Origin of the sequence: Pseudomonas sp. FSL W5-0203 (genome assembly GCF_001896155.1) — a bacterium.
GTDB classification, from domain to species: Bacteria; Pseudomonadota; Gammaproteobacteria; order Pseudomonadales; family Pseudomonadaceae; genus Aquipseudomonas; species Aquipseudomonas paracarnis.
The window spans coordinates 26081-44552 of the sequence record NZ_MPOR01000033.1 but is presented as its reverse complement, the minus strand read 5'-3'; the positions used below and the strand labels follow the sequence as shown (position 1 = coordinate 44552).

17 protein-coding genes, 2 tRNA genes and 1 riboswitch are annotated in these 18472 nt (G+C 61.6%); of the genes, 11 read left to right on the top strand and 8 right to left on the bottom strand.

Translation table 11 applies throughout. The features are described from left to right. The first annotated feature begins 92 nt into the window (after positions 1 to 92). Positions 93 to 605 carry a hypothetical protein gene (locus BOP96_RS22920; RefSeq protein WP_060767750.1) on the top strand — a complete coding sequence of 171 codons (513 nt, stop codon included), beginning with the start codon at positions 93 to 95 and terminating at the stop codon, positions 603 to 605. A 128-nt stretch (positions 606 to 733) separates the two neighbouring features. Here BOP96_RS22920 and chrA read toward each other — a convergent pair whose 3' ends face one another. Beyond that, positions 734 to 1930: a chromate efflux transporter gene (chrA, locus tag BOP96_RS22915; protein ID WP_073454112.1), complete on the bottom strand. Its 1197-nt coding sequence runs from the start codon at positions 1928 to 1930 to the stop codon at positions 734 to 736. A 164-nt stretch (positions 1931 to 2094) separates the two neighbouring features. Here chrA and tspO point away from each other — a divergent pair, with 164 nt between their 5' ends. Genes tspO through BOP96_RS22900 form a run of 3 tightly spaced genes read left to right on the top strand, consistent with a single transcriptional unit; the run spans position 2095 to position 3945 of the window. Next, complete coding sequence (gene tspO, locus BOP96_RS22910; RefSeq protein ID WP_003192600.1) at positions 2095 to 2535, top strand: tryptophan-rich sensory protein TspO; 441 nt, start codon at positions 2095 to 2097, stop codon at positions 2533 to 2535. Next, on the top strand, positions 2535 to 3464 hold the full coding sequence (locus tag BOP96_RS22905) for an alpha/beta hydrolase (RefSeq protein WP_073454110.1): 930 nt from the start codon (positions 2535 to 2537) through the stop codon (positions 3462 to 3464). Before tspO ends, BOP96_RS22905 begins: the two co-directional genes overlap by 1 nt. Then, a complete protein-coding gene (locus BOP96_RS22900; protein ID WP_073454108.1) occupies positions 3454 to 3945 on the top strand; it encodes a GNAT family N-acetyltransferase in 492 nt (163 codons plus the stop codon). Before BOP96_RS22905 ends, BOP96_RS22900 begins: the two co-directional genes overlap by 11 nt. A 152-nt stretch (positions 3946 to 4097) precedes the next feature. Here BOP96_RS22900 and BOP96_RS22895 read toward each other — a convergent pair whose 3' ends face one another. The 4 genes from BOP96_RS22895 to BOP96_RS22880 form a co-directional block, all read right to left on the bottom strand. Beyond that, entirely contained in the window at positions 4098 to 4862 is a 765-nt protein-coding gene (locus BOP96_RS22895) for an ABC transporter ATP-binding protein (RefSeq protein WP_073454106.1), read from the bottom strand. Continuing rightward, positions 4859 to 5863, bottom strand: coding sequence for a FecCD family ABC transporter permease (locus BOP96_RS22890; protein ID WP_014719175.1), 1005 nt, complete (start codon positions 5861 to 5863; stop codon positions 4859 to 4861). The genes BOP96_RS22895 and BOP96_RS22890 overlap by 4 nt, the downstream gene beginning before the upstream one ends. Next, on the bottom strand, positions 5860 to 6870 hold the full coding sequence (locus tag BOP96_RS22885) for an ABC transporter substrate-binding protein (RefSeq protein WP_014719174.1): 1011 nt from the start codon (positions 6868 to 6870) through the stop codon (positions 5860 to 5862). The genes BOP96_RS22890 and BOP96_RS22885 overlap by 4 nt, the downstream gene beginning before the upstream one ends. Positions 6871 to 6985: 115 nt before the next feature. After that, positions 6986 to 7178: riboswitch (cobalamin riboswitch) on the bottom strand. Between the two features lie 118 nt (positions 7179 to 7296). After that, on the bottom strand, positions 7297 to 8226 hold the full coding sequence (locus BOP96_RS22880; protein WP_073454104.1) for a DNA/RNA non-specific endonuclease: 930 nt from the start codon (positions 8224 to 8226) through the stop codon (positions 7297 to 7299). Between the two features lie 136 nt (positions 8227 to 8362). On the opposite strand from BOP96_RS22880, the gene BOP96_RS22875 reads away from it, so the two are divergent. Continuing rightward, positions 8363 to 9424 carry a M4 family metallopeptidase gene (locus BOP96_RS22875; protein WP_073454102.1) on the top strand — a complete coding sequence of 354 codons (1062 nt, stop codon included), beginning with the start codon at positions 8363 to 8365 and terminating at the stop codon, positions 9422 to 9424. Between the two features lie 29 nt (positions 9425 to 9453). Beyond that, positions 9454 to 9759 (top strand): protealysin inhibitor emfourin, encoded by a 306-nt coding sequence (locus tag BOP96_RS22870; RefSeq protein ID WP_073454100.1) that lies wholly within the window; start codon positions 9454 to 9456, stop codon positions 9757 to 9759. An 8-nt stretch (positions 9760 to 9767) separates the two neighbouring features. Here BOP96_RS22870 and BOP96_RS22865 read toward each other — a convergent pair whose 3' ends face one another. After that, positions 9768 to 11162 carry an aldehyde dehydrogenase family protein gene (locus tag BOP96_RS22865; protein WP_073454098.1) on the bottom strand — a complete coding sequence of 465 codons (1395 nt, stop codon included), beginning with the start codon at positions 11160 to 11162 and terminating at the stop codon, positions 9768 to 9770. A 256-nt stretch (positions 11163 to 11418) separates the two neighbouring features. On the opposite strand from BOP96_RS22865, the gene ptrR reads away from it, so the two are divergent. Beyond that, complete coding sequence (gene ptrR, locus BOP96_RS22860) at positions 11419 to 12291, top strand: putrescine utilization regulator PtrR (protein WP_019820847.1); 873 nt, start codon at positions 11419 to 11421, stop codon at positions 12289 to 12291. Positions 12292 to 12393: 102 nt separating this feature from the next. Here the strand turns inward: ptrR and BOP96_RS22855 are convergent, their stop codons facing one another. Both BOP96_RS22855 and BOP96_RS22850 read right to left on the bottom strand, forming a co-directional pair. Continuing rightward, entirely contained in the window at positions 12394 to 12603 is a 210-nt protein-coding gene (locus tag BOP96_RS22855; RefSeq protein ID WP_005789784.1) for a hypothetical protein, read from the bottom strand. A gap of 106 nt (positions 12604 to 12709) precedes the next feature. Then, on the bottom strand, positions 12710 to 13906 hold the full coding sequence (locus BOP96_RS22850; protein WP_073454096.1) for an amino acid aminotransferase: 1197 nt from the start codon (positions 13904 to 13906) through the stop codon (positions 12710 to 12712). A 343-nt stretch (positions 13907 to 14249) separates the two neighbouring features. Between BOP96_RS22850 and uvrB the strand changes: the two genes are divergently transcribed. From uvrB to BOP96_RS22830, 4 genes are all read left to right on the top strand, one after another. Continuing rightward, positions 14250 to 16265 (top strand): excinuclease ABC subunit UvrB, encoded by a 2016-nt coding sequence (uvrB, locus tag BOP96_RS22845; RefSeq protein WP_003192575.1) that lies wholly within the window; start codon positions 14250 to 14252, stop codon positions 16263 to 16265. A gap of 184 nt (positions 16266 to 16449) precedes the next feature. Beyond that, positions 16450 to 17931, top strand: a complete 1482-nt coding sequence (gltX, locus tag BOP96_RS22840; RefSeq protein ID WP_038450886.1) for a glutamate--tRNA ligase — start codon at positions 16450 to 16452, stop codon at positions 17929 to 17931. A 147-nt stretch (positions 17932 to 18078) separates the two neighbouring features. After that, positions 18079 to 18154 (top strand) — tRNA-Ala (locus tag BOP96_RS22835). Positions 18155 to 18234: 80 nt separating this feature from the next. After that, positions 18235 to 18310: transfer RNA gene (locus BOP96_RS22830), tRNA-Glu, on the top strand. The last annotated feature ends 162 nt before the right edge of the window (positions 18311 to 18472 follow it).

The following is an 18472-nucleotide window of genomic DNA, read 5'->3' as shown; positions in this document are numbered from 1 at the left end:
CGCGCCTTACAAAATAGTTAATGGGTTCCACAAGGCGGCACCTTTAGGCGCACGCTGGGTGTTACCCCATTGGCAATACAAGGACGATGCACATGACCCTAGGCGATCTCGCTCAGATTCTGGAAGACCACTTCAGGCCCAAGGCCCGTGACATCACGCGCTTTGCAGGCACCGGCTACTCGTTTGAAGAGTGGTTCAACTGGGAACAATTCAGCGCGTTTACCGCTCTAGCGTTCGAGTGCAATCCCAAACCTGGCTACAGGACACACTTTACTGGCCACGCATCTGGCCAATTGGGTGACATCGCGATTTCGGCGAAGGATGGCACAACCTGGTTGGTGGAAACGTCGTTGGTGCATGCCTATACGCAAAACAAATGGAAAGCCAAAATCACAGAAGATCGGGCAAAACTCCAAGGCGCCGTTGCACAAGGGGTTCGCAAGGTTCAGCTAATGTTGTTGTGCAGTGATGTAGAAACAGACCTTCAGACCCAGTGGGCCTACTGGTTTGAGGATATGCCCTTTTGGGCCGCGCCAGACTCGAAAAAAGACTTTAGTGATGGTGAGCAGGGAGAAGTGTGCTTGCTACTTTGGGAGGTGGAGTAACGACAGCAGATGCCGTGCTCTTGGCATGACGGAACAGGTCGAACGCAATTGCCGCTCTCGTCATTCGGGCTTTCATTGAATCTCTGATGGGGGCGGGTGTTAACGATCATCCTCCACACAGGCCTGCGCTAGCCCAGTAAGCCGCCCAGTGCGCCGCAACCTATCACCACCAGCCATGGCGGCAGCTTCCACACCATCAGCGCGATCAGTGCGAGCAACGCCAACGCCACGTCATAGCCGTTGAAAACCGCACTGCTCCACACCGGCTGGTACAGCGCCGCCAACAACAGGCCAACCACCGCCGCGTTCACCCCGGCGAGCGCCGCCTGGGTACGCGGGCTTTTGCGCAGGTTGGCCCAGAAGGGCAAGGCGCCGAAGATCAGCAGAAACGACGGGACGAAGATCGCCAGCAGCGCGATCACCCCGCCAAGCCAACCGCTCGGGGCGTGGGTCATCGAGGCGCCGAGGAAGGCGGCGAAGGTGAACAGCGGGCCGGGCACGGCCTGGGTGGCGCCGTAACCGGCGAGGAAGACGTCATTGCTGACCCATTGGCTGGGCACCACTTCGGCTTGCAGCAATGGCAACACCACGTGGCCGCCGCCGAATACCAGCGCGCCGGTGCGGTAGAAGGCGTCCACCAGCGCCAGCGTGGGGTTGAGCGCCCATGCGGCGAGGAGTGGCAAGGCCACCAGCAACAGCAAAAACAGCATCAACCACAGGGCTCCGGTGCGGCGGCTGATGGCGATGGGCAGGGCGTCGGGCTCGGCACTGCTCTCGGGCTTGAACAACAGCAGGCCGGCCACGCCTGCGACCACCATGACCCCGACTTGAGCCCAGGCGGAGGGTTGCAGCAGCACCACGCAGGCGGCGATCAACATCAACGTCACCCGTAAAACGCCTCGGCACAGGTTGCGTGCCATGCCCCATACGGCCTGGGCCACCACCGCCACGGCGACAACCTTGAGGCCGTGCAGCGCGCCATGGGGGAGGGCGCCGCCGTAGTGGGCCAGCCCCAGGGCAAACAGAATCAGGGCGATGGCCGACGGCAAGGTGAACCCGGCCCAGGCTGCCGCCGCGCCCCGGTAACCTGCTTGGGACAGGCCCAACGCGATACCGACCTGGCTGCTGGCCGGGCCGGGGAGGAACTGGCACAGGGCGACCAGTTCGGCATAGCTGCGCTCGCTGAGCCAGCGGCGGCGGGTGACGAACTCTTGGCGAAAATAGCCCAGGTGCGCAATCGGCCCGCCGAAAGAGGTGAGGCCCAGGCGCAGGAAGATCAGGAACACTGACCAGGGGCGGCTGCGGTGATCGGCAAGCTGGGGCAAGGGGATGTCTCGGGCAACGGTGCTGGATGTTGCCGACCATAACCAATTTTCATGACGCGTAGAAGCGCGGGTATTTTGCCGCCCCCATTGAATTTATCCGCGGTTGCTTGAGTCACTTAAAAGCAGTGTACTGTTTTCCATCCACTGGACCTCAAGGACCGACCATGACCTTTTTCATCTTCCTGCTTGCCTGCGCCGCCGCCGCCAGCACTGGCGTGATCTTCAAACCCGGCGCCTGGTACGAGTCCCTGGTCAAGCCCAGCTTCACCCCGCCTAATTGGCTGTTCCCGGTGGCATGGACGATCATCTACCTGCTGCTGGCCTGGGCCGGTTACCGCTTGACCCTGATCCCCGGCAGCGAAATGGTGTTGGCCCTGTGGGCGGCGCAGATTGCGTTGAACACGCTGTGGACGCCGGTGTTCTTTGGTGCCCATCGGTTGTTCGCCGGGATGGTAATTATCGTGCTCTTGTGGCTCACCGTCGCGGCGATGGTGGTGCTGGCCGTGCGCCTGGATTTGATCACCGGCCTGATCCTGTTCCCGTACCTGGCGTGGCTGTGCGTGGCCGCGGCGTTGAACTTCTCGATCCTGCGTAATAATCGCTGATGGCTTACCAGCATTGGCCCGCCAGCGAGCCCGAACTGGCCCAGATGCGCCGCTTCAATCGCAAACTGGCGTGGATGCCGCGCTTCAAGGTCCGCAACCGCGTGATGCCGCGTCTGATCCAGGCGCTGTTGCGTGCCAGCCAGACCTTCAAGAAGGCGCCCCTGGCGGAACGCAAAATGCTCGGGGCGATCCCCTTGCGCATCCTGCGGCCCGCTGGCCCGCCCAGAGGCGTGGTGCTGGATATCCACGGCGGTGGCTGGGTGATCGGTAATGCGCAAATGGATGACGACCTTAACCTCGGCATGGTGAATGCGTGCGACGTGGCGGTAGTGTCGGTGGATTACCGACTGGCGGTGGATACGCCAATTGAAGGGCTGTTGGATGACTGCCTGACGGCTGCGCGCTGGCTTTTGGCGGACTGCCCGGAGTTTGCCGGCCTGCCGGTGTTTTTTGTCGGTGAATCGGCCGGCGGGCACCTGGCGGCGGCCACTTTGTTGGCGCTCAAGCAATGGCCCGAGTTGCTCCAGCGGGTGAGCGGCGCGGTGTTGTATTACGGCGTCTACGATTTGACCGGCACGCCCAGTGTGCGCAAGGCCGGGCCGGACACCTTGTTGCTGGACGGGCCGGGCATGGTTCAGGCGCTGCGCCTGCTGACGCCGGGGATCAGCGACGAGACGCGCCGGCAGCCGCCGTTGTCGCCTTTGTATGGAGACTTTGAGGGGCTGCCGCCCGCGCTGATGTTCGTGGGCGAATTGGACCCGCTCAAGGACGACACCCTGCTGATTGCCGAGCGATGGCCAACGGTGGAGGCTCATTTGCTGCCGGAAGCGGCCCACGGGTTTATTCACTTTCCGGTGGCGATGGCCGATCGCGTGTTGGCTTACGCTCGCCAGTGGATAACGAGCCGCATCCTTGGCGATGAGCGTTAGTATCGAGGCGGTGCAGGCCGCTGACATTCCCGATGTGCTGAGCTTCGCTTTGCAGGCGCGGGATGAACTGTTTCCCACGCTCAGTGCCACCGGCGTCCCCCACGATCTGGCGCAGTTTGAAGCGATCTACCTTGAGGGGGGCGGGCGGTTTTTGATTGCTCGTGCCGAAGGCCGGATCGTTGCCTCGGTGGCTTATCGGCCCTACGACGGCCGCTTCCCGCAGTTGAACTACCAGGGGCGCAAGACGGTGGAAGTGGTGCGCCTGTATGTGCTCCCGGCAGCGCGACGCTTGGGCCTGGCGGGCCAGTTATACCGCTCGCTGCAAGCGCTGGCGCGGGCCGATGGCGTAGAGATGATGTACTTGCATACCCATCCGTTTCTGCCCGGTGCGATTGATTTCTGGCGCAGGCAGGGGTTTGAGGTGGTGGGTGTCGAGGCCGACCCGATCTGGCAAACCACCCACATGCATCGGCCTCTGTAGGTGAAGTGTGGGAGGGGGCTTGCCCCCGCTAGCGGTGGGCCAATCACCGATGTATTTGCTGACACTCCCTCATCGGGGGCAAGCCCCTCCCACATTTGGACCACAGTTGGCCGTCAGACCGTCACCAGAGCAAGCTGCCCCAACCTACGGATTCAGTTGGAGCGCAGGCGCAGGATTTGCGCGCCGTCGAACGGGTCCGTCAGGTAATGCCCCTGCACGCCGAAGGTCTCTTGCAAGCGCTGTGGCGTCAGCACTTGCAGCGGCGCGCCCAGCGCCACCAGTTGCCCGCGATCCAGCACGGCCAGGCGATCACAGGTCAATGCCTGATTCAGATCATGCAGCGCAATCAAGGTGGTCACCGGCAAGCCTTGCACACCTTTGAGGATCGCCAGTTGATGCTGGATATCCAGGTGATTGGTCGGCTCATCCAGCAATAAAATCTGCGGCCGTTGCGCCAGGGCGCGGGCGATGTGCACGCGTTGGCGTTCGCCGCCAGAGAGGCTGCGCCAGGCGCGTTGGCTCAGGTGGGTGGCGTCTACGTCGTGCAGCGCCTGGTGCACGATGGCGTCGTCTTCACGCGACCACGGGCTCAGCGCCGACAGCCAGGGCGTGCGGCCTAGCGCCACGGCGTCGAACACGCGGATGGCGTCGTCGGTGTCGGCCTGTTGCTCCACCACCGCCAGCTGTTGCGCGATGGTGCGGCGTGACAACTCACCGACCCGCTTGCCGCCCAGGCGCACTTCACCGCTGGCCGGCGGGCGCAAACCGGCGAGTAATTTGAGCAGGGTGGACTTGCCCGAACCGTTCGGCCCGACGATGCCCAGGGTTTCGCCCGCCTGCACGTCCAGGTCGATACCGTCCAGTAACTGGGCCTCACGCACCTTGAAACCCAGGCCGCTGCAACTGAGCACGCTCATCGGGCGTTCCTCCGGCCAATCAAAATCAACGCAAACACCGGCGCGCCCACCAGTGCCGTGACCACCCCAACGGGAATCACTTGGCCCTTGATCAGGGTGCGTGACAGCACATCGGCGGCGATCAGAAACAGCGCGCCGCCCAAGGCGCTGGCCGGCAGCAAGCGCGAATGCCCGGTGCCAAGCAACAGGCGCACCGCATGGGGAATTACCAAGCCGACAAACCCGATGGAGCCGACGATGGACACCATCACCGCCGTCACCAGCGCGGCGCAGGCCACCAGCACAAATTGCACGCGGCGCACCGGGATGCCGAGGGAGGCCGCCGAGTCGCTGCCGAAGGTGAACGCATCCAGTGCACGCCGGTGCCACAGGCACACCGCGAGCCCCACGACCGCCACCGGCACCGCCAACCACACCGACGGCCAGCGTACGCCGCTGAGGTTGCCCAGCAACCAGAACATAATGCCGCGGGCTTGTTCGGAGCTGGCCGACTTGGTGATCAGGAACGCGGTCAGGGCATTGAACAACTGTGAACCGGCGATGCCCGCGAGGATGATCTGCCCGGTACCGCTGGACGATCCGCTGGCCCGCGCCAGCAGCGTCACCAGCGCAAAGGCCGCCATCGCCCCCACAAACGCGCCCGCCGACAACGACACCAGGCCACCGCCCACGCCGATCAAGGCCACGAGCACCGCGCCGGTTGACGCGCCGGCGCTGATGCCCAGCAGGTACGGGTCGGCCAGCGGGTTACGCAGCAGCGATTGCAGGATCACCCCGCACGTTGCCAACCCTGCGCCGCAAGCTGCGGCCACCAATGCACGGGTGAGGCGGTAGTTCCACACCACGCCTTCGTCGATGGGGTCCAGTACGTAGCCGGCGCCCCAGAGTTTATTGGCGAGCACCTGCAGCACCACCTGCGGTTCGATAGCGGTTTCACCGATGGCGACGCCAGCGAGCAGGGCGAGCAGCAGCAACGCCAGGGCGAGTAGGGTGCGCATCATTGGCCCAGGTGGTAGCCGTCAATGGCGGCCGCCAGTTGTTCAAGGCCCTCGAAGGTGCGCAGGCTCGCCTGCAAGGCCAGAGCGTCGAGGATGATGATGCGGTTGTTCTTCACCGCGTCCATGTTGCGGGTCACGGGGTCGCTGCGCAGGAAGGCGAGTTTCTTTTCATGGTCGTCGGCCGGGTAGCGACGGCGGTCCATGCGTGCGATCACCAGGAAGGTGGGATTGGCCTTGGCGATGGTTTCCCAGCCGACGGCGGGCCACTCCTCATCGGACTGCACCACGTTACGCAGGCCAAGGGTTTGCAGCATGAATTGCGGCACGCCTTTGTGGCCGGCTACGTAAGGGTCGCTGGCCATTTCGGCGCTGGAGAACCACACCAGTGCACTGGCTTGCTGCAAGCCCTTGCCTTGGGCCGTGGCGACGGATTTGGCCAGGCGCGCCTTGAGTTCGTCGGTCAGTTGTTGGCCGCGATCCTGCACGTCGAAAATCTGCGCCAGTTGCTGGAGGCTCTGGTAGATCGTCTCGATGCGAAAGGGCTCCAATCGCGTGCCATCGGCGCCCACCAGGTTGTCCTTGCCTTCGCAGTCGGACGGCAACAGGTAGGTGGGGATCTTCAGTTCATGAAACTGCTCACGGGTGCCGACCACGCCTTGGGGGCCCACCACCCATTCCAGCTCGGCGGCCACCAGTTGCGGGCGCTTGGCGAGTACGGCTTCAAAGCTGGGCTCGTTGTTGGCCAGGCGCTCGATGTGATCGTCCTGGGCCTTGTACTGCGCCGCCACGTTGTTGAACCACAGCGAAGTGCCGACCACCTTGTCGCCCACACCCAGGGCGTAGAGCATCTCGGTGGCGGCCTGGCCGATGGTCACGCTGCGGGCGGGGGCGTGCTGGAAGGTCAGGGTGCTGCCGCAGTTTTGCAGGGTCAGCGGGTACTGAGTGGGCGCGGCTTGCGCCAGGGCACACACACTCAAACCTGCGATCAGGGCGGTAACGCGTGGCAGCATGAGGCGATCTCCTTGTGAACCGTAGGTGCAGCAGGGGAGGTACGGCTCGGAAATACGCCCATGGGCGCTGCTGATACGCAGGGCCAGGATGTCCTTCCCGGACACCCCGCCGGTTAGTGAATTAGCTGGGCCGGCAGGTCTCCTGACTGATGCGTCGTCGCCATGCCCCGCCTTCCCGGACGTGGTCCAGTGGCATTCAAGGGCAGGCTCGGCATCTACAGTTGCGGGGGCAGTTTCGGTTCACGCCGCGTGCGGCGTTTCGAATTCCCTGTTAGTCCCATACGGGAACCGGCGGCCGTATGGTAAGCGATCATCCCTGTAGGAGCGAGCTTGCTCGCGAAGGTCGTCAACGATAACGCTGGGCACCTGATGCCCCGCGGCGCTTTCCTGGTCTTCGCGAGCAAGCTCGCTGCTCCAAAAGAAGCGTCAGAGCCGAATATCCTGGCGGCCGCGGATCAACGCTTCGATCCGGGTGCCTGTGGCGCGCTCTTCGTTGCTGAAGCCGTCGTAGTCGGCCAGGTTGGCGAAGCGGATGCCGGTCAATTGTTCGATCGCAATCACACTGCGCTGGTAGGTTCGCAGCGGGCCGAATACCAGGTCGAGTTGGCCCAGCTCGCGGCTTTGGTCGATCATGTAGGCGCTGGCGGACGGCTTGCCCTCGTCGCTGAGGTAGGCCACCACTTTCCAGAACGCCTTGGGGATTTTCACGCCACGGTAAAGTCGGTCGTCATCGGCGAACACTGGTCCGGTAAATACCGTGGCCCGGGCTTTCCAGCGCTGGGTGTTGTCGAGGATGTAGTCTTCGAGTTCCAGCCAGGTCTTCTGGTTGAAGCCGCTCATCTGTGGCGAGCAGTTGGTGAAGTGAAAGGTGTCGAAGTTGGCGGTGGTCGCCTCGTCGCCCCAATTGGGATCCTGGCGCCGTACCAGGTGGCCGCGGTCCAGGCCATTGCCGGCATAGAGCTCTTCACCTACCTGCGCCTCCAGGGGTAGGCGACCATCGTAGGCCCAGGTGTCGTTGCTGCGGGTGATGTCTACATGCTTGGCGCCGTCGATATTCACCCCCACGTACAGCGCCAGTCGTCGAGCGCGCGACATTGTGATGGAGAAATGCGTGTAGTCCAGGCGCTTGGGTTGCACGTCGCCTGCCAGTGGCTGGTCAACTGTGGGCCATGGCACCACGAAGTCGCTGAGGAAGTCGTCGGCATAGCCTGCGCGGTTTTTGAGGTCCTTGGCCGCGGTGACGCGCGGCGTCGCGGCTCTGGCTTCCAGCAGGGTGGGGCTGGCCGCGACCAATGGGCGCAGGTCGGCAAGCCTTGGGCGGTGGGAAAGGTCGATGTTGGCTGCGCGGGCGGGCATGGGCATGTTCCTTATGGGCCTGGGATAAACACCACTGAAACACAAAACCATGACAATTTGGCCCAGGTGGCGAACTCAGGACTATCCTGAAAACCGTTACCCGGACGTTCATCACACGCCAAAAAGGAGCCAGCTCATGTGTGTTCGCCAACTGCGCAACCCGATTTTTTGCCTGATCCCGCCGTACATGCTCGACCAGATCGCCCGCCACGGGGACAAAGCCCAACGGGAGGTCGCATTACGCACGCGCGCCAAAGACAGCACGTTCCGCTCGTTGCGTATGGTCGCGGTACCCGCCAAGGGCCCGGCCCGCATGGCACTGGCCGTGGGCGCCGAGAAGCAACGCTCGATCTACAGTGCCGAAAACACCGACAGCCTGCCCGGCAAGCTGATTCGCGGCGAAGGGCAGCCCGCCAGTGGCGATGCCGCGGTGGACGAAGCCTATGACGGCCTGGGCGCAACCTTCGATTTTTTCGACCAGGTCTTCGACCGCAACTCCATCGACGATGCGGGCATGGCGCTGGACGCCACGGTGCACTTCGGCCAGGACTACAACAATGCGTTCTGGAATTCGACCCAGATGGTGTTCGGCGACGGCGACCAGCAGCTGTTCAACCGCTTCACCGTGGCACTCGACGTCATTGGCCATGAGTTGGCCCATGGCGTGACCGAGGATGAAGCCAAGCTGATGTATTTTAATCAATCCGGTGCGCTGAACGAGTCGCTGTCGGATGTGTTTGGTTCGCTGATCAAGCAGTACGCGCTGAAGCAAAAGGCCGAGGACGCCGACTGGTTGATCGGCAAGGGGCTGTTTACCAAAAAGATCAAAGGCACCGCTCTGCGTTCGATGAAAGCGCCGGGCACCGCGTTTGATGACAAGCTGCTGGGCAAAGACCCGCAGCCTGGGCACATGGATGATTTTGTGCACACTTACGAGGACAATGGTGGGGTGCATATCAATTCCGGCATTCCCAACCACGCGTTCTATCAGGTGGCCACCCGGATTGGCGGGTTCGCCTGGGAGCGTGCCGGGCGTATCTGGTATGACGCACTGCGCGATTCGCGGTTGCGGCCCAATTCCGGGTTCTTGCGTTTTGCGCGCATTACCCACGATATTGCCGGCCAGCTTTATGGCGTGAACAAGGATGAGCAGAAGGCGGTCAAGGAAGGCTGGAAAGCGGTGGGCATAAACGTTTGACGAAGCCGCCTGAGCGGCGAGGAAAAACCATGCGAATTTCAATCAAGGAAAGCGGCGGACCGGCGTTTTTTCCGGGGTTGGCCAAGCCGCGCACGGTAGAGTTGGACGCGCTGCCCGAGCCTGATCAGCAGGAGTTGCGGCAACTGATTGAAGCGTCGGGTTTCTTTCGGCTGCCGCAAAGCACTCGCCCTGAACCAGGCAACCCCGGCCAGGTGCATTACACCCTGACAGTGACGGAAGGAGCGCGCGAGCACACGGTCTGCGTACTCGCGCCGGTAAAACCCCAGGCCCTGGATGGTTTGGTGCAGTGCGTGCGGCGACATATCAATTGTTGAGGCGCCAACTACTTACGATCCAGCCACACCGTCTGCGCATTGCAGAACTCGCGTACGCCGAAGTGCGACAGCTCGCGGCCGAACCCGCTTTTCTTCACGCCGCCAAACGCCACCCGCGGGTCTGAGACGCTGAACGCGTTGACGAATATCCCGCCGGTTTCCAACTGGTCGGCAATCGCCCGCGCCTTTGCGGAATCGGCTGTGAAGATACTCGCGGTCAGGCCAAACTCGCTGTCATTGGCCAGCGCCACGGCGTGCTCGGCGTCGCGGGCGGTGATGATCGAGGCCACGGGGCCGAACAGTTCCTGTTTGAACGACGTCATTTGGTCGGTAACGTCGGCCAGTACGGTCGGTTCGTAGTAATTGCCCGCGCCCGCGACTTTATGGCCACCCAACAGCAGCGTGGCGCCTTCTTCCAGGGTCGCCTGGACCTGGCCGTGCAGTTCGTCACGCAGATCAAAGCGCGCCATGGGGCCGATATAGGTGGCGGTTGAGGTGGGCTCGCCCATCACCAGGGCGCGGCTGGCTTCAAGGAACTTGGCGGTGAAGGCTTCAACCACGCCCGCTTCGATGATCAAGCGCTTGGCGGCGGCGCAGACCTGGCCGCTGTTCTGGAAACGGCCGATCACGGCGGCTTGCACAGCGGCGTCGAGGTCGGCGTCGTTGAGCACGATAAAGGGGTCGGAGCCGCCCAGTTCCAGCACGCATTTCTTCAACGCGGCCCCGGCCTGTGAGCCGATGGCGATGCCGGCGCGCACGCTGCCGGTGAGCGTCACGGCGGCGATGCGTGGGTCGGCGATGGCGGTGGACACGCCGTCCTGGGTTACGTTGATGACTTCAAACACGCCTTCAGTAAAACCGGCTTTGCGCAACGCTTGCTGGATCAGGTAGGCGCTGCCCATCACATTTGGCGCGTGTTTGAGTACGTAGGTGTTGCCGGCAAGCAGGGTCGGCACCGCGCCGCGCAGTACTTGCCATACCGGGAAGTTCCACGGCATTACCGCGAGGATCGGGCCCAGTGGGCGGTATTCGATCCGGGCGCTGCCGTTGTCCACCAGGGTGGGCTCCGGGGCGAGCATGGCCGGGCCGTGGGCGGCGTACCATTCGCTCAGTTGCGCACACTTTTCGATTTCGGCGCGGGCCTGGGCGATGGATTTGCCCATTTCAAGGGTGATCATTTGCGCCATGTCTTCAGCTTGCTCACGCAGGGCGGCAGCCAGGGCCAGCAGGTATTCGGCGCGCTGGCTCACAGGCGTGCGGCGCCAGGTGCGGAAGGCATCGGTCGAGCGGGCGAGGGCGGCGTTCAGCTGTTCTGCGCTTTCGTAGGGGTAGCTGCCGACTGTTTCGCCGCTGGCGGGGTTGATCGACAGGGCGTGGGTCTGGTGGGAGATAGCATTGTTCATGGCACCGTCCGGCTGAATGAGTGGAATGGGGCCAGCGTACGGGGCTGTATGTTTTCTGGAAACTGAATAATATTAAGCAATACGTTCATGAATGGAGAATGAATTGGATATTAGATCGTTCCCACGCTCTGCGTGGGAATGCATCCCATGACGCTCCGCGTCAAAGACCTATGCGCCAACGATCGGACGCGGAGCGTCCGAGGCAGCGTTCCCACGCAGAGCGTGGGAACGATCATGTACATGATTGGAGAATGATTTGGATCTGGTGCAGCTGGAAATCTTCAAGGCCGTTGCCGAGCAAGGCAGCATCAGCGCCGCCGCGCAGTTGATTCATCGCGTGCCATCGAACCTCACCACGCGCATCAAACAACTGGAGCAGGACCTGGGCGTGGAGTTGTTTATCCGCGAGAAAAGCCGCCTGCGCCTGTCGCCGGCCGGGTGGAATTTCCTTGGCTATACGCGGCGCATTCTCGACCTTGTGCAAGAAGCCCGTGCGACGGTGGCGGGGGAGGAGCCCCAAGGCGCCTTTGCCCTGGGCTCGCTGGAGAGCACGGCGGCCGTGCGTATACCTGCGTTACTGGCGGCGTATAACCAGCAATACACCAAGGTCGAGCTAGACCTGAGCACCGGCCCCTCGGGCACCATGATCGAAGGTGTGCTGTCGGGCCGGCTGACGGCGGCCTTTGTCGATGGGCCGGTGCTGCATTCCACGCTAGAGGGTGTGGCGGTGTTCGAGGAAGAAATGGTGGTGATTGCGCCACTGCATCACGCGCCGATCACCCGCGGCCAGGATGTGAATGGCGAGAACATCTATACGTTTCGCTCCAACTGCTCTTACCGGCATCACTTCGAACGCTGGTTCTCACAGGATGGCGCGGTGCCGGGCAGGATCTTCGAGATCGAGTCGTACCACGGCATGTTGGCCTGTGTCAGCGCCGGGGCCGGGCTGGCGCTGATGCCACGCAGCATGCTGGAGAGTATGCCGGGGTGTGCGGCGGTGAGTGTGTGGCCGCTGCCCGACACATTTCGTATCTTGAATACCTGGCTGATCTGGCGGCGGGGCACGGTGTCACAAAGCTTGAACAGCTTCGTAAAACTGCTGGAAGAACGCAATCTGCCAGCATCCTAGATCAAATGTGGGAGCTGGCCTGCGATAGCGGAGTGTCAGTCAATGAATCTTTAACTGAACCGCCTCTATCGCAGGCAAGCCAGCTCCCACAGGTGTCGTACATCAGCCGCCGAACTGCAGGGTGCCCATGGCCAGTTTGGCCATGATTGCCGTCGCGCCCAGTTGTACCAGCCATAACGCCAACCCACCGAGGAATACTCCCAGCGCAACCTGCAACACCAGGCTCTTCTGGCGCTTGGCTTGCGGTGCGCGTGGGGCGTAGTCGTGCAGTTCGTCGCGGTCGGCGCGCAGGTCCAGGTCATCGTTTCTCATTAGGGTTCTCGCAGCAAAGAGGCAGTCGGCGTTCAGTCTAGTGTGTTCGCCAATAAAAAGGGGGAAGCCAGTGGCTTCCCCCTTCGTCTTACGTTTGCCGGCTTGCTTACAGCACCTCGACAATCGCCTTGGTCACGGCACCAATGTTCGATTGGTTCAGCGCCGCTACGCAGATACGGCCGGTATCCAGTGCGTAGATACCAAACTCGCTGCGCAGACGGGTGACTTGCTCAACGCTCAAACCGGAGTAGGAGAACATCCCGCGCTGGCGGCCAACGAAGCTGAAGTCGTGACCTGGCGCGGCCTTGGCCAGTTCGGCGACCATCTGCTCGCGCATACCGCGGATGCGCAGGCGCATCTCGGCCAGTTCGGCTTCCCACTGGGCACGCAGTTCCGGATTGTTGAGTACCGCGGCGACGATGGCTGCGCCGTGGGTCGGCGGGTTGGAGTAGTTGGTGCGGATCACACGCTTGACCTGGGACAGGATGCGCGCGCTTTCTTCCTTGGACTCGCTGACGATCGACAGCGCGCCTACGCGTTCGCCATACAAGGAGAACGACTTGGAGAACGAGCTGGACACAAAGAAGGTCAAGCCTGATTCCGCGAACAAGCGCACCGCAGCGGCGTCTTCGTCGATGCCGTCGCCAAAGCCCTGGTAGGCCATGTCGAGGAACGGCACCAGGTTTTTCGCCTTGACCACGTCCAGCACGTTTTGCCAGTCGGCCGGGCTGAGGTCGACGCCGGTCGGGTTATGGCAGCAGGCGTGCAGCACCACGATGGACTGTGGCGGCAGGGCGTTGAGGTCTTCAAGCAGGCCGGCACGGTTCACGTCGTGGGTGGCGGCGTCGTAGTAGCGGTAGGTCTGCACCGGGAAACCGGCTTTTTCAAACAGCGCCTGGTGGTTTTCCCAGCTTGGGTCGCTGATGGCGACGACGGCGTTGGGCAGCAGTTGCTTGAGGAAGTCGGCGCCGATTTTCAGCGCGCCTGTGCCGCCCACGGCCTGGGCGGTAATCACACGGCCGGCGCTCAACAGCGGCGACTCAGCGCCAAACAGCAGCTTTTGCACGGCTTGGTCGTACGCCACGATGCCGTCGATTGGCAAGTAGCCACGGGCGGCATGTTGCGCCACACGAATGGCTTCCGCTTCGGCAACGGCACGCAAGAGTGGAATCTTCCCCTCCTCGTTGCAGTAAACGCCCACGCCAAGGTTCACCTTGGTGGTCCGTGTGTCGGCGTTGAATGCTTCGTTGAGGCCCAGGATTGGATCGCGTGGTGCCATTTCGACAGCGGAGAACAGGCTCATTTTTGCGGCAGCTCTATGGGGGGTAGGAGGGACGTGTCGCGCTCCAGCCGAATGCACTAGAGCGGTGCACAAACGGGGAGCTAGTATAGAGGCCATCACGGCTGAGAGCGACAACGGAAACGGCTTTTCGGCCATGTTTTTCGGTTTATTTGCTGACCGTTAGTCTTATTGCAACATTGGCGAGCAAGGTCGCGTAGGACGACGGCCTTGAAACCCGTCACATTTGACACCACTTCTACAGCTATCATGGTTTTTTCCTGCAACCTGCGATGATTATTCGCGGGTTGCTGAGCTATTTCGTCCCTGGCGGTGTCGAGTCTGGGGTGACTTTACGAGGTACGTTATGTCGGATTTCCAGCTCGTTACCCGTTTTGAACCCGCCGGCGATCAACCGGAAGCCATTCGTCAGATGGTCGAAGGCATTGAAGCCGGCCTGGCGCACCAGACGCTGCTTGGGGTGACCGGGTCCGGCAAGACCTTCAGCATCGCCAACGTGATCGCCCAGACCAACCGCCCGACCCTGGTGCTGGCGCCGAACAAAACCCTGGCGGCGCAGCTCTATGGCGAGTTCAAGGCGTTCTTCCCGAACAACGCGGTGGAGTATTTCGTTTCCTACTACGACTACTACCAGCCCGAAGCCTATGTGCCGTCGTCCGATACCTTTATCGAGAAGGATGCGTCGATCAACGACCACATCGAGCAGATGCGCCTGTCGGCCACCAAGGCACTGCTGGAGCGCAAAGACGCGATCATCGTCACCACGGTGTCGTGCATCTACGGCTTGGGCAGCCCGGAAACCTATCTGAAGATGGTGCTGCACGTCGACCGTGGTGACAAACTCGACCAGCGCGAATTGCTGCGGCGCCTGGCGAGCCTGCAGTACACCCGTAACGACATGGATTTTGCCCGCGCCACCTTCCGGGTGCGCGGCGATGTGATCGACATCTACCCGGCGGAATCCGACCTGGAAGCGATTCGCATCGAGCTGTTCGATGATGAGGTCGAAAGCCTGTCAGCCTTCGACCCGTTGACCGGTGAAGTGATCCGCAAGCTGCCACGCTTCACCTTCTACCCCAAAAGCCATTACGTGACTCCACGCGAAACCTTGATGGGCGCCATCGAGGGCATCAAGGTCGAGCTGGCCGAGCGCCTGGAATACTTGCGCTCCAACAATAAGCTGGTGGAAGCCCAGCGCCTGGAGCAGCGCACTCGCTTCGACCTGGAGATGATCCTGGAACTGGGTTACTGCAACGGCATCGAAAACTACTCGCGTTACCTGTCGGGCCGTGACTCCGGGGCGCCGCCACCGACGCTCTATGACTACCTGCCGCCGGACGCCTTGCTGGTGATCGACGAATCCCACGTCAGCGTGCCGCAGGTGGGCGCCATGTATAAGGGCGACCGTTCGCGCAAGGAAACCCTGGTGGAATATGGTTTCCGCCTGCCGTCGGCGCTGGACAACCGGCCGATGCGCTTTGACGAGTGGGAAGCCATCAGCCCGCAGACCATCTTCGTCTCCGCTACGCCCGGCAACTATGAAGCCGAGCACGCGGGCCGCGTCATCGAGCAACTGGTACGTCCCACTGGCCTGGTGGACCCGGAAATCGAAATCCGCCCCGCGCTGACCCAGGTCGACGACTTGCTCTCGGAAATCAACAAGCGTGTGGCCCTGGAAGAGCGGGTGCTGGTCACCACTCTGACCAAGCGCATGTCCGAAGACTTGACTGATTACCTGGCCGACCACGGCGTGCGCGTGCGTTACCTGCACTCGGACATCGACACCGTGGAACGCGTGGAAATCATCCGCGACCTGCGCCTGGGCACCTTCGATGTGCTGGTGGGGATCAACCTGCTGCGTGAAGGCCTGGACATGCCGGAAGTGTCGCTGGTGGCGATCCTGGATGCGGACAAGGAGGGCTTCCTGCGCTCCGAACGCTCGCTGATCCAGACCATCGGCCGAGCGGCGCGTAACCTCAATGGACGCGCGATCCTGTATGCGGACCGCATTACCGGTTCCATGGAGCGGGCGATCGGCGAGACCCAGCGTCGTCGCGACAAGCAGATCGCGTTCAACCTGGAACACGGCATTACCCCCAAAGGTGTGTTCAAGGACGTTGCCGACATCATGGAAGGCGCCACCGTGCCGGGCTCGCGCAGCAAGAAGCGCAAGGGCATGGCCAAGGCTGCCGAGGAAAGTGCCAAGTACGAGAACGAACTGCGCTCGCCGAGTGAGATCACCAAGCGGATTCGGCAGTTGGAAGAAAAAATGTACCAGCTGGCGCGGGATCTGGAGTTTGAAGCGGCGGCGCAGACGCGTGATGAGATTGGCAAGTTGCGTGAGCGTCTGCTGGCTGTTTGATTTGCGTAGATTGGGCTGGCCTCATCGCGGGCAAGCCCGGCTCCCACATTGATCTGTGAATACGGTCAATGTGGGAGCTGGCTTGCCTGCGATGGCCGCGCCTTGGTTTTCCAGAAATCACCCAGGCTGTTACCATTCGCCCCTTGTTTCAATTTTCAGTTATATCGCCCATTCGAGACCTGCCATGACCACCGTCCGCACGCGCATTGCGCCATCGCCTACTGGGGATCCCCACGTCGGTACTGCTTACATCGCCCTGTTCAACTACTGCTTTGCCAAGCAGCATGGCGGTGAGTTCATCCTGCGGATCGAAGACACCGATCAACTGCGCTCCACCCGTGAGTCCGAACAGCAGATTTTCGATGCCCTGCGCTGGTTGGGCATTACCTGGGCTGAAGGTCCAGATGTCGGCGGCCCGCATGGCCCGTATCGCCAGAGCGAGCGCAGCGACATCTACAAGCAGTACACCCAGCAACTGGTCGATATGGGCCATGCCTTCCCGTGCTTCTGCACCGCCGAAGAACTGGACCAGATGCGCGCCGAGCAACAGGCCCGTGGCGAAACCCCGCGCTACGATGGCCGTGCGCTGCTGTTGTCCAAGGAAGAAGTGGCTGCGCGCCTGGCCGCCGGTGAGCCTCACGTCATTCGTATGAAAGTGCCAAGCGAAGGCGTATGCGTGGTGCCGGACATGCTGCGCGGTGACGTCGAAATCCCGTGGGACCGCATGGACATGCAGGTGCTGATGAAGACCGACGGCTTGCCGACGTACTTCCTGGCCAACGTGGTCGATGACCATCTGATGGGCATCACCCATGTGCTGCGCGGCGAAGAGTGGCTGCCATCGGCGCCGAAACTGATCCTGCTGTACGAATACTTCGGCTGGGAGCAACCGCAGCTGTGCTACATGCCGCTGCTGCGTAACCCGGACAAGAGCAAGCTGTCCAAGCGTAAGAACCCGACGTCGGTGACGTTCTACGAGCGCATGGGCTTTATGCCTGAGGCGATGCTCAACTACCTGGGTCGCATGGGCTGGTCTATGCCGGACGAGCGCGAGAAGTTCTCGCTGCAGGAAATGGTCGACAACTTCGACCTGTCCCGCGTCTCCCTCGGTGGGCCGATCTTCGATATCGAGAAGCTGTCGTGGCTCAATGGTCAGTGGCTGCGTGACTTGCCCGTGGAGGAGTTTGCCTCCCGTGTGCAGCAGTGGGCATTGAACCCCGAGTACATGATGAAAATTGCGCCGTTGGTGCAGGGCAGGGTAGAGACGTTCAGCCAGGTCGCACCCTTGGCCAGTTTCTTCTTTGCCGGTGGCGTGAATCCCGATCCCAAGCTGTTCGAGTCCAAGAAGCTTTCCGGTGACCAAATTCGCCAGCTGATGCAGTTGATCCTGTGGAAGCTTGAAAGCCTGCGTCAGTGGGAGAAGGATGCGATCACCGCGACCATCCAGGCGGTGGTGGAATCCCTGGAGCTGAAACTGCGCGATGCCATGCCGCTGATGTTTGCCGCCATCACCGGGCAGGCCAGTTCGGTGTCGGTGCTCGATGCGATGGAAATTCTCGGCCCGGACTTGACTCGTTTCCGTCTACGCCAAGCCCTTGATTTGCTTGGGGGTGTATCGAAGAAAGAAAACAAGGAATGGGAAAAGCTGCTGGGCGCTATCGTTTAAGCAGGCCGCTTAGGGCACGAAACCCCGGTTTTTCGGGGTTTCGTCGGTAAGTGATTGTTATCCCGGCAAAAAATTTTGGAAATTGTTGAAAATAAATTTGACACGTTTCCAAACCGCCATTAAGATTCGCCCCGTCCTCACCGATGAGGGGCTATAGCTCAGCTGGGAGAGCGCTTGCATGGCATGCAAGAGGTCAACGGTTCGATCCCGTTTAGCTCCACCAATTTACAGGTTCAAGGTTCCGGCCACACCGTCCTTGAATTGATCAGGTCTCAGCTCTGATCAGATGTACAGAAGGTTTGTGTCCCCTTCGTCTAGTGGCCTAGGACACCGCCCTTTCACGGCGGTAACAGGGGTTCGAGTCCCCTAGGGGACGCCACGATTACCCGCTCTGCGGGATTTTTAAGGGTCATTCAATTATTGAATGGCCCTTTTGTTTGTCTGGCGTTTGGCCAATTCCCTCCTTTATTACCCATTTTTCTGTTCTGACCGGCGGTCGTGCTTGTCGCTTGCCAAATATTATTATGGTAATAATATTAAA

What these genes read in the sequence shown, in the direction of transcription:
- BOP96_RS22870 (WP_073454100.1), top strand. Translation starts at nt 9,454, where the DNA reads ATGCGAATTTCAATCAAGGAAAGCGGCGGACCGGCGTTTTTTCCGGGG.
- BOP96_RS22895 (WP_073454106.1), bottom strand. Translation starts at nt 4,862, where the DNA reads ATGAGCGTGCTCAGTTGCAGCGGCCTGGGTTTCAAGGTGCGTGAGGCC.
- BOP96_RS22885 (WP_014719174.1), bottom strand. Translation starts at nt 6,870, where the DNA reads ATGCTGCCACGCGTTACCGCCCTGATCGCAGGTTTGAGTGTGTGTGCC.
- BOP96_RS22900 (WP_073454108.1), top strand. Translation starts at nt 3,454, where the DNA reads ATGAGCGTTAGTATCGAGGCGGTGCAGGCCGCTGACATTCCCGATGTG.
- uvrB (WP_003192575.1), top strand. Translation starts at nt 14,250, where the DNA reads ATGTCGGATTTCCAGCTCGTTACCCGTTTTGAACCCGCCGGCGATCAA.
- BOP96_RS22880 (WP_073454104.1), bottom strand. Translation starts at nt 8,226, where the DNA reads ATGCCCGCCCGCGCAGCCAACATCGACCTTTCCCACCGCCCAAGGCTT.
- BOP96_RS22865 (WP_073454098.1), bottom strand. Translation starts at nt 11,162, where the DNA reads ATGAACAATGCTATCTCCCACCAGACCCACGCCCTGTCGATCAACCCC.
- tspO (WP_003192600.1), top strand. Translation starts at nt 2,095, where the DNA reads ATGACCTTTTTCATCTTCCTGCTTGCCTGCGCCGCCGCCGCCAGCACT.
- BOP96_RS22855 (WP_005789784.1), bottom strand. Translation starts at nt 12,603, where the DNA reads ATGAGAAACGATGACCTGGACCTGCGCGCCGACCGCGACGAACTGCAC.
- BOP96_RS22875 (WP_073454102.1), top strand. Translation starts at nt 8,363, where the DNA reads ATGTGTGTTCGCCAACTGCGCAACCCGATTTTTTGCCTGATCCCGCCG.
- gltX (WP_038450886.1), top strand. Translation starts at nt 16,450, where the DNA reads ATGACCACCGTCCGCACGCGCATTGCGCCATCGCCTACTGGGGATCCC.
- BOP96_RS22905 (WP_073454110.1), top strand. Translation starts at nt 2,535, where the DNA reads ATGGCTTACCAGCATTGGCCCGCCAGCGAGCCCGAACTGGCCCAGATG.
- BOP96_RS22850 (WP_073454096.1), bottom strand. Translation starts at nt 13,906, where the DNA reads ATGAGCCTGTTCTCCGCTGTCGAAATGGCACCACGCGATCCAATCCTG.
- BOP96_RS22920 (WP_060767750.1), top strand. Translation starts at nt 93, where the DNA reads ATGACCCTAGGCGATCTCGCTCAGATTCTGGAAGACCACTTCAGGCCC.
- BOP96_RS22890 (WP_014719175.1), bottom strand. Translation starts at nt 5,863, where the DNA reads ATGATGCGCACCCTACTCGCCCTGGCGTTGCTGCTGCTCGCCCTGCTC.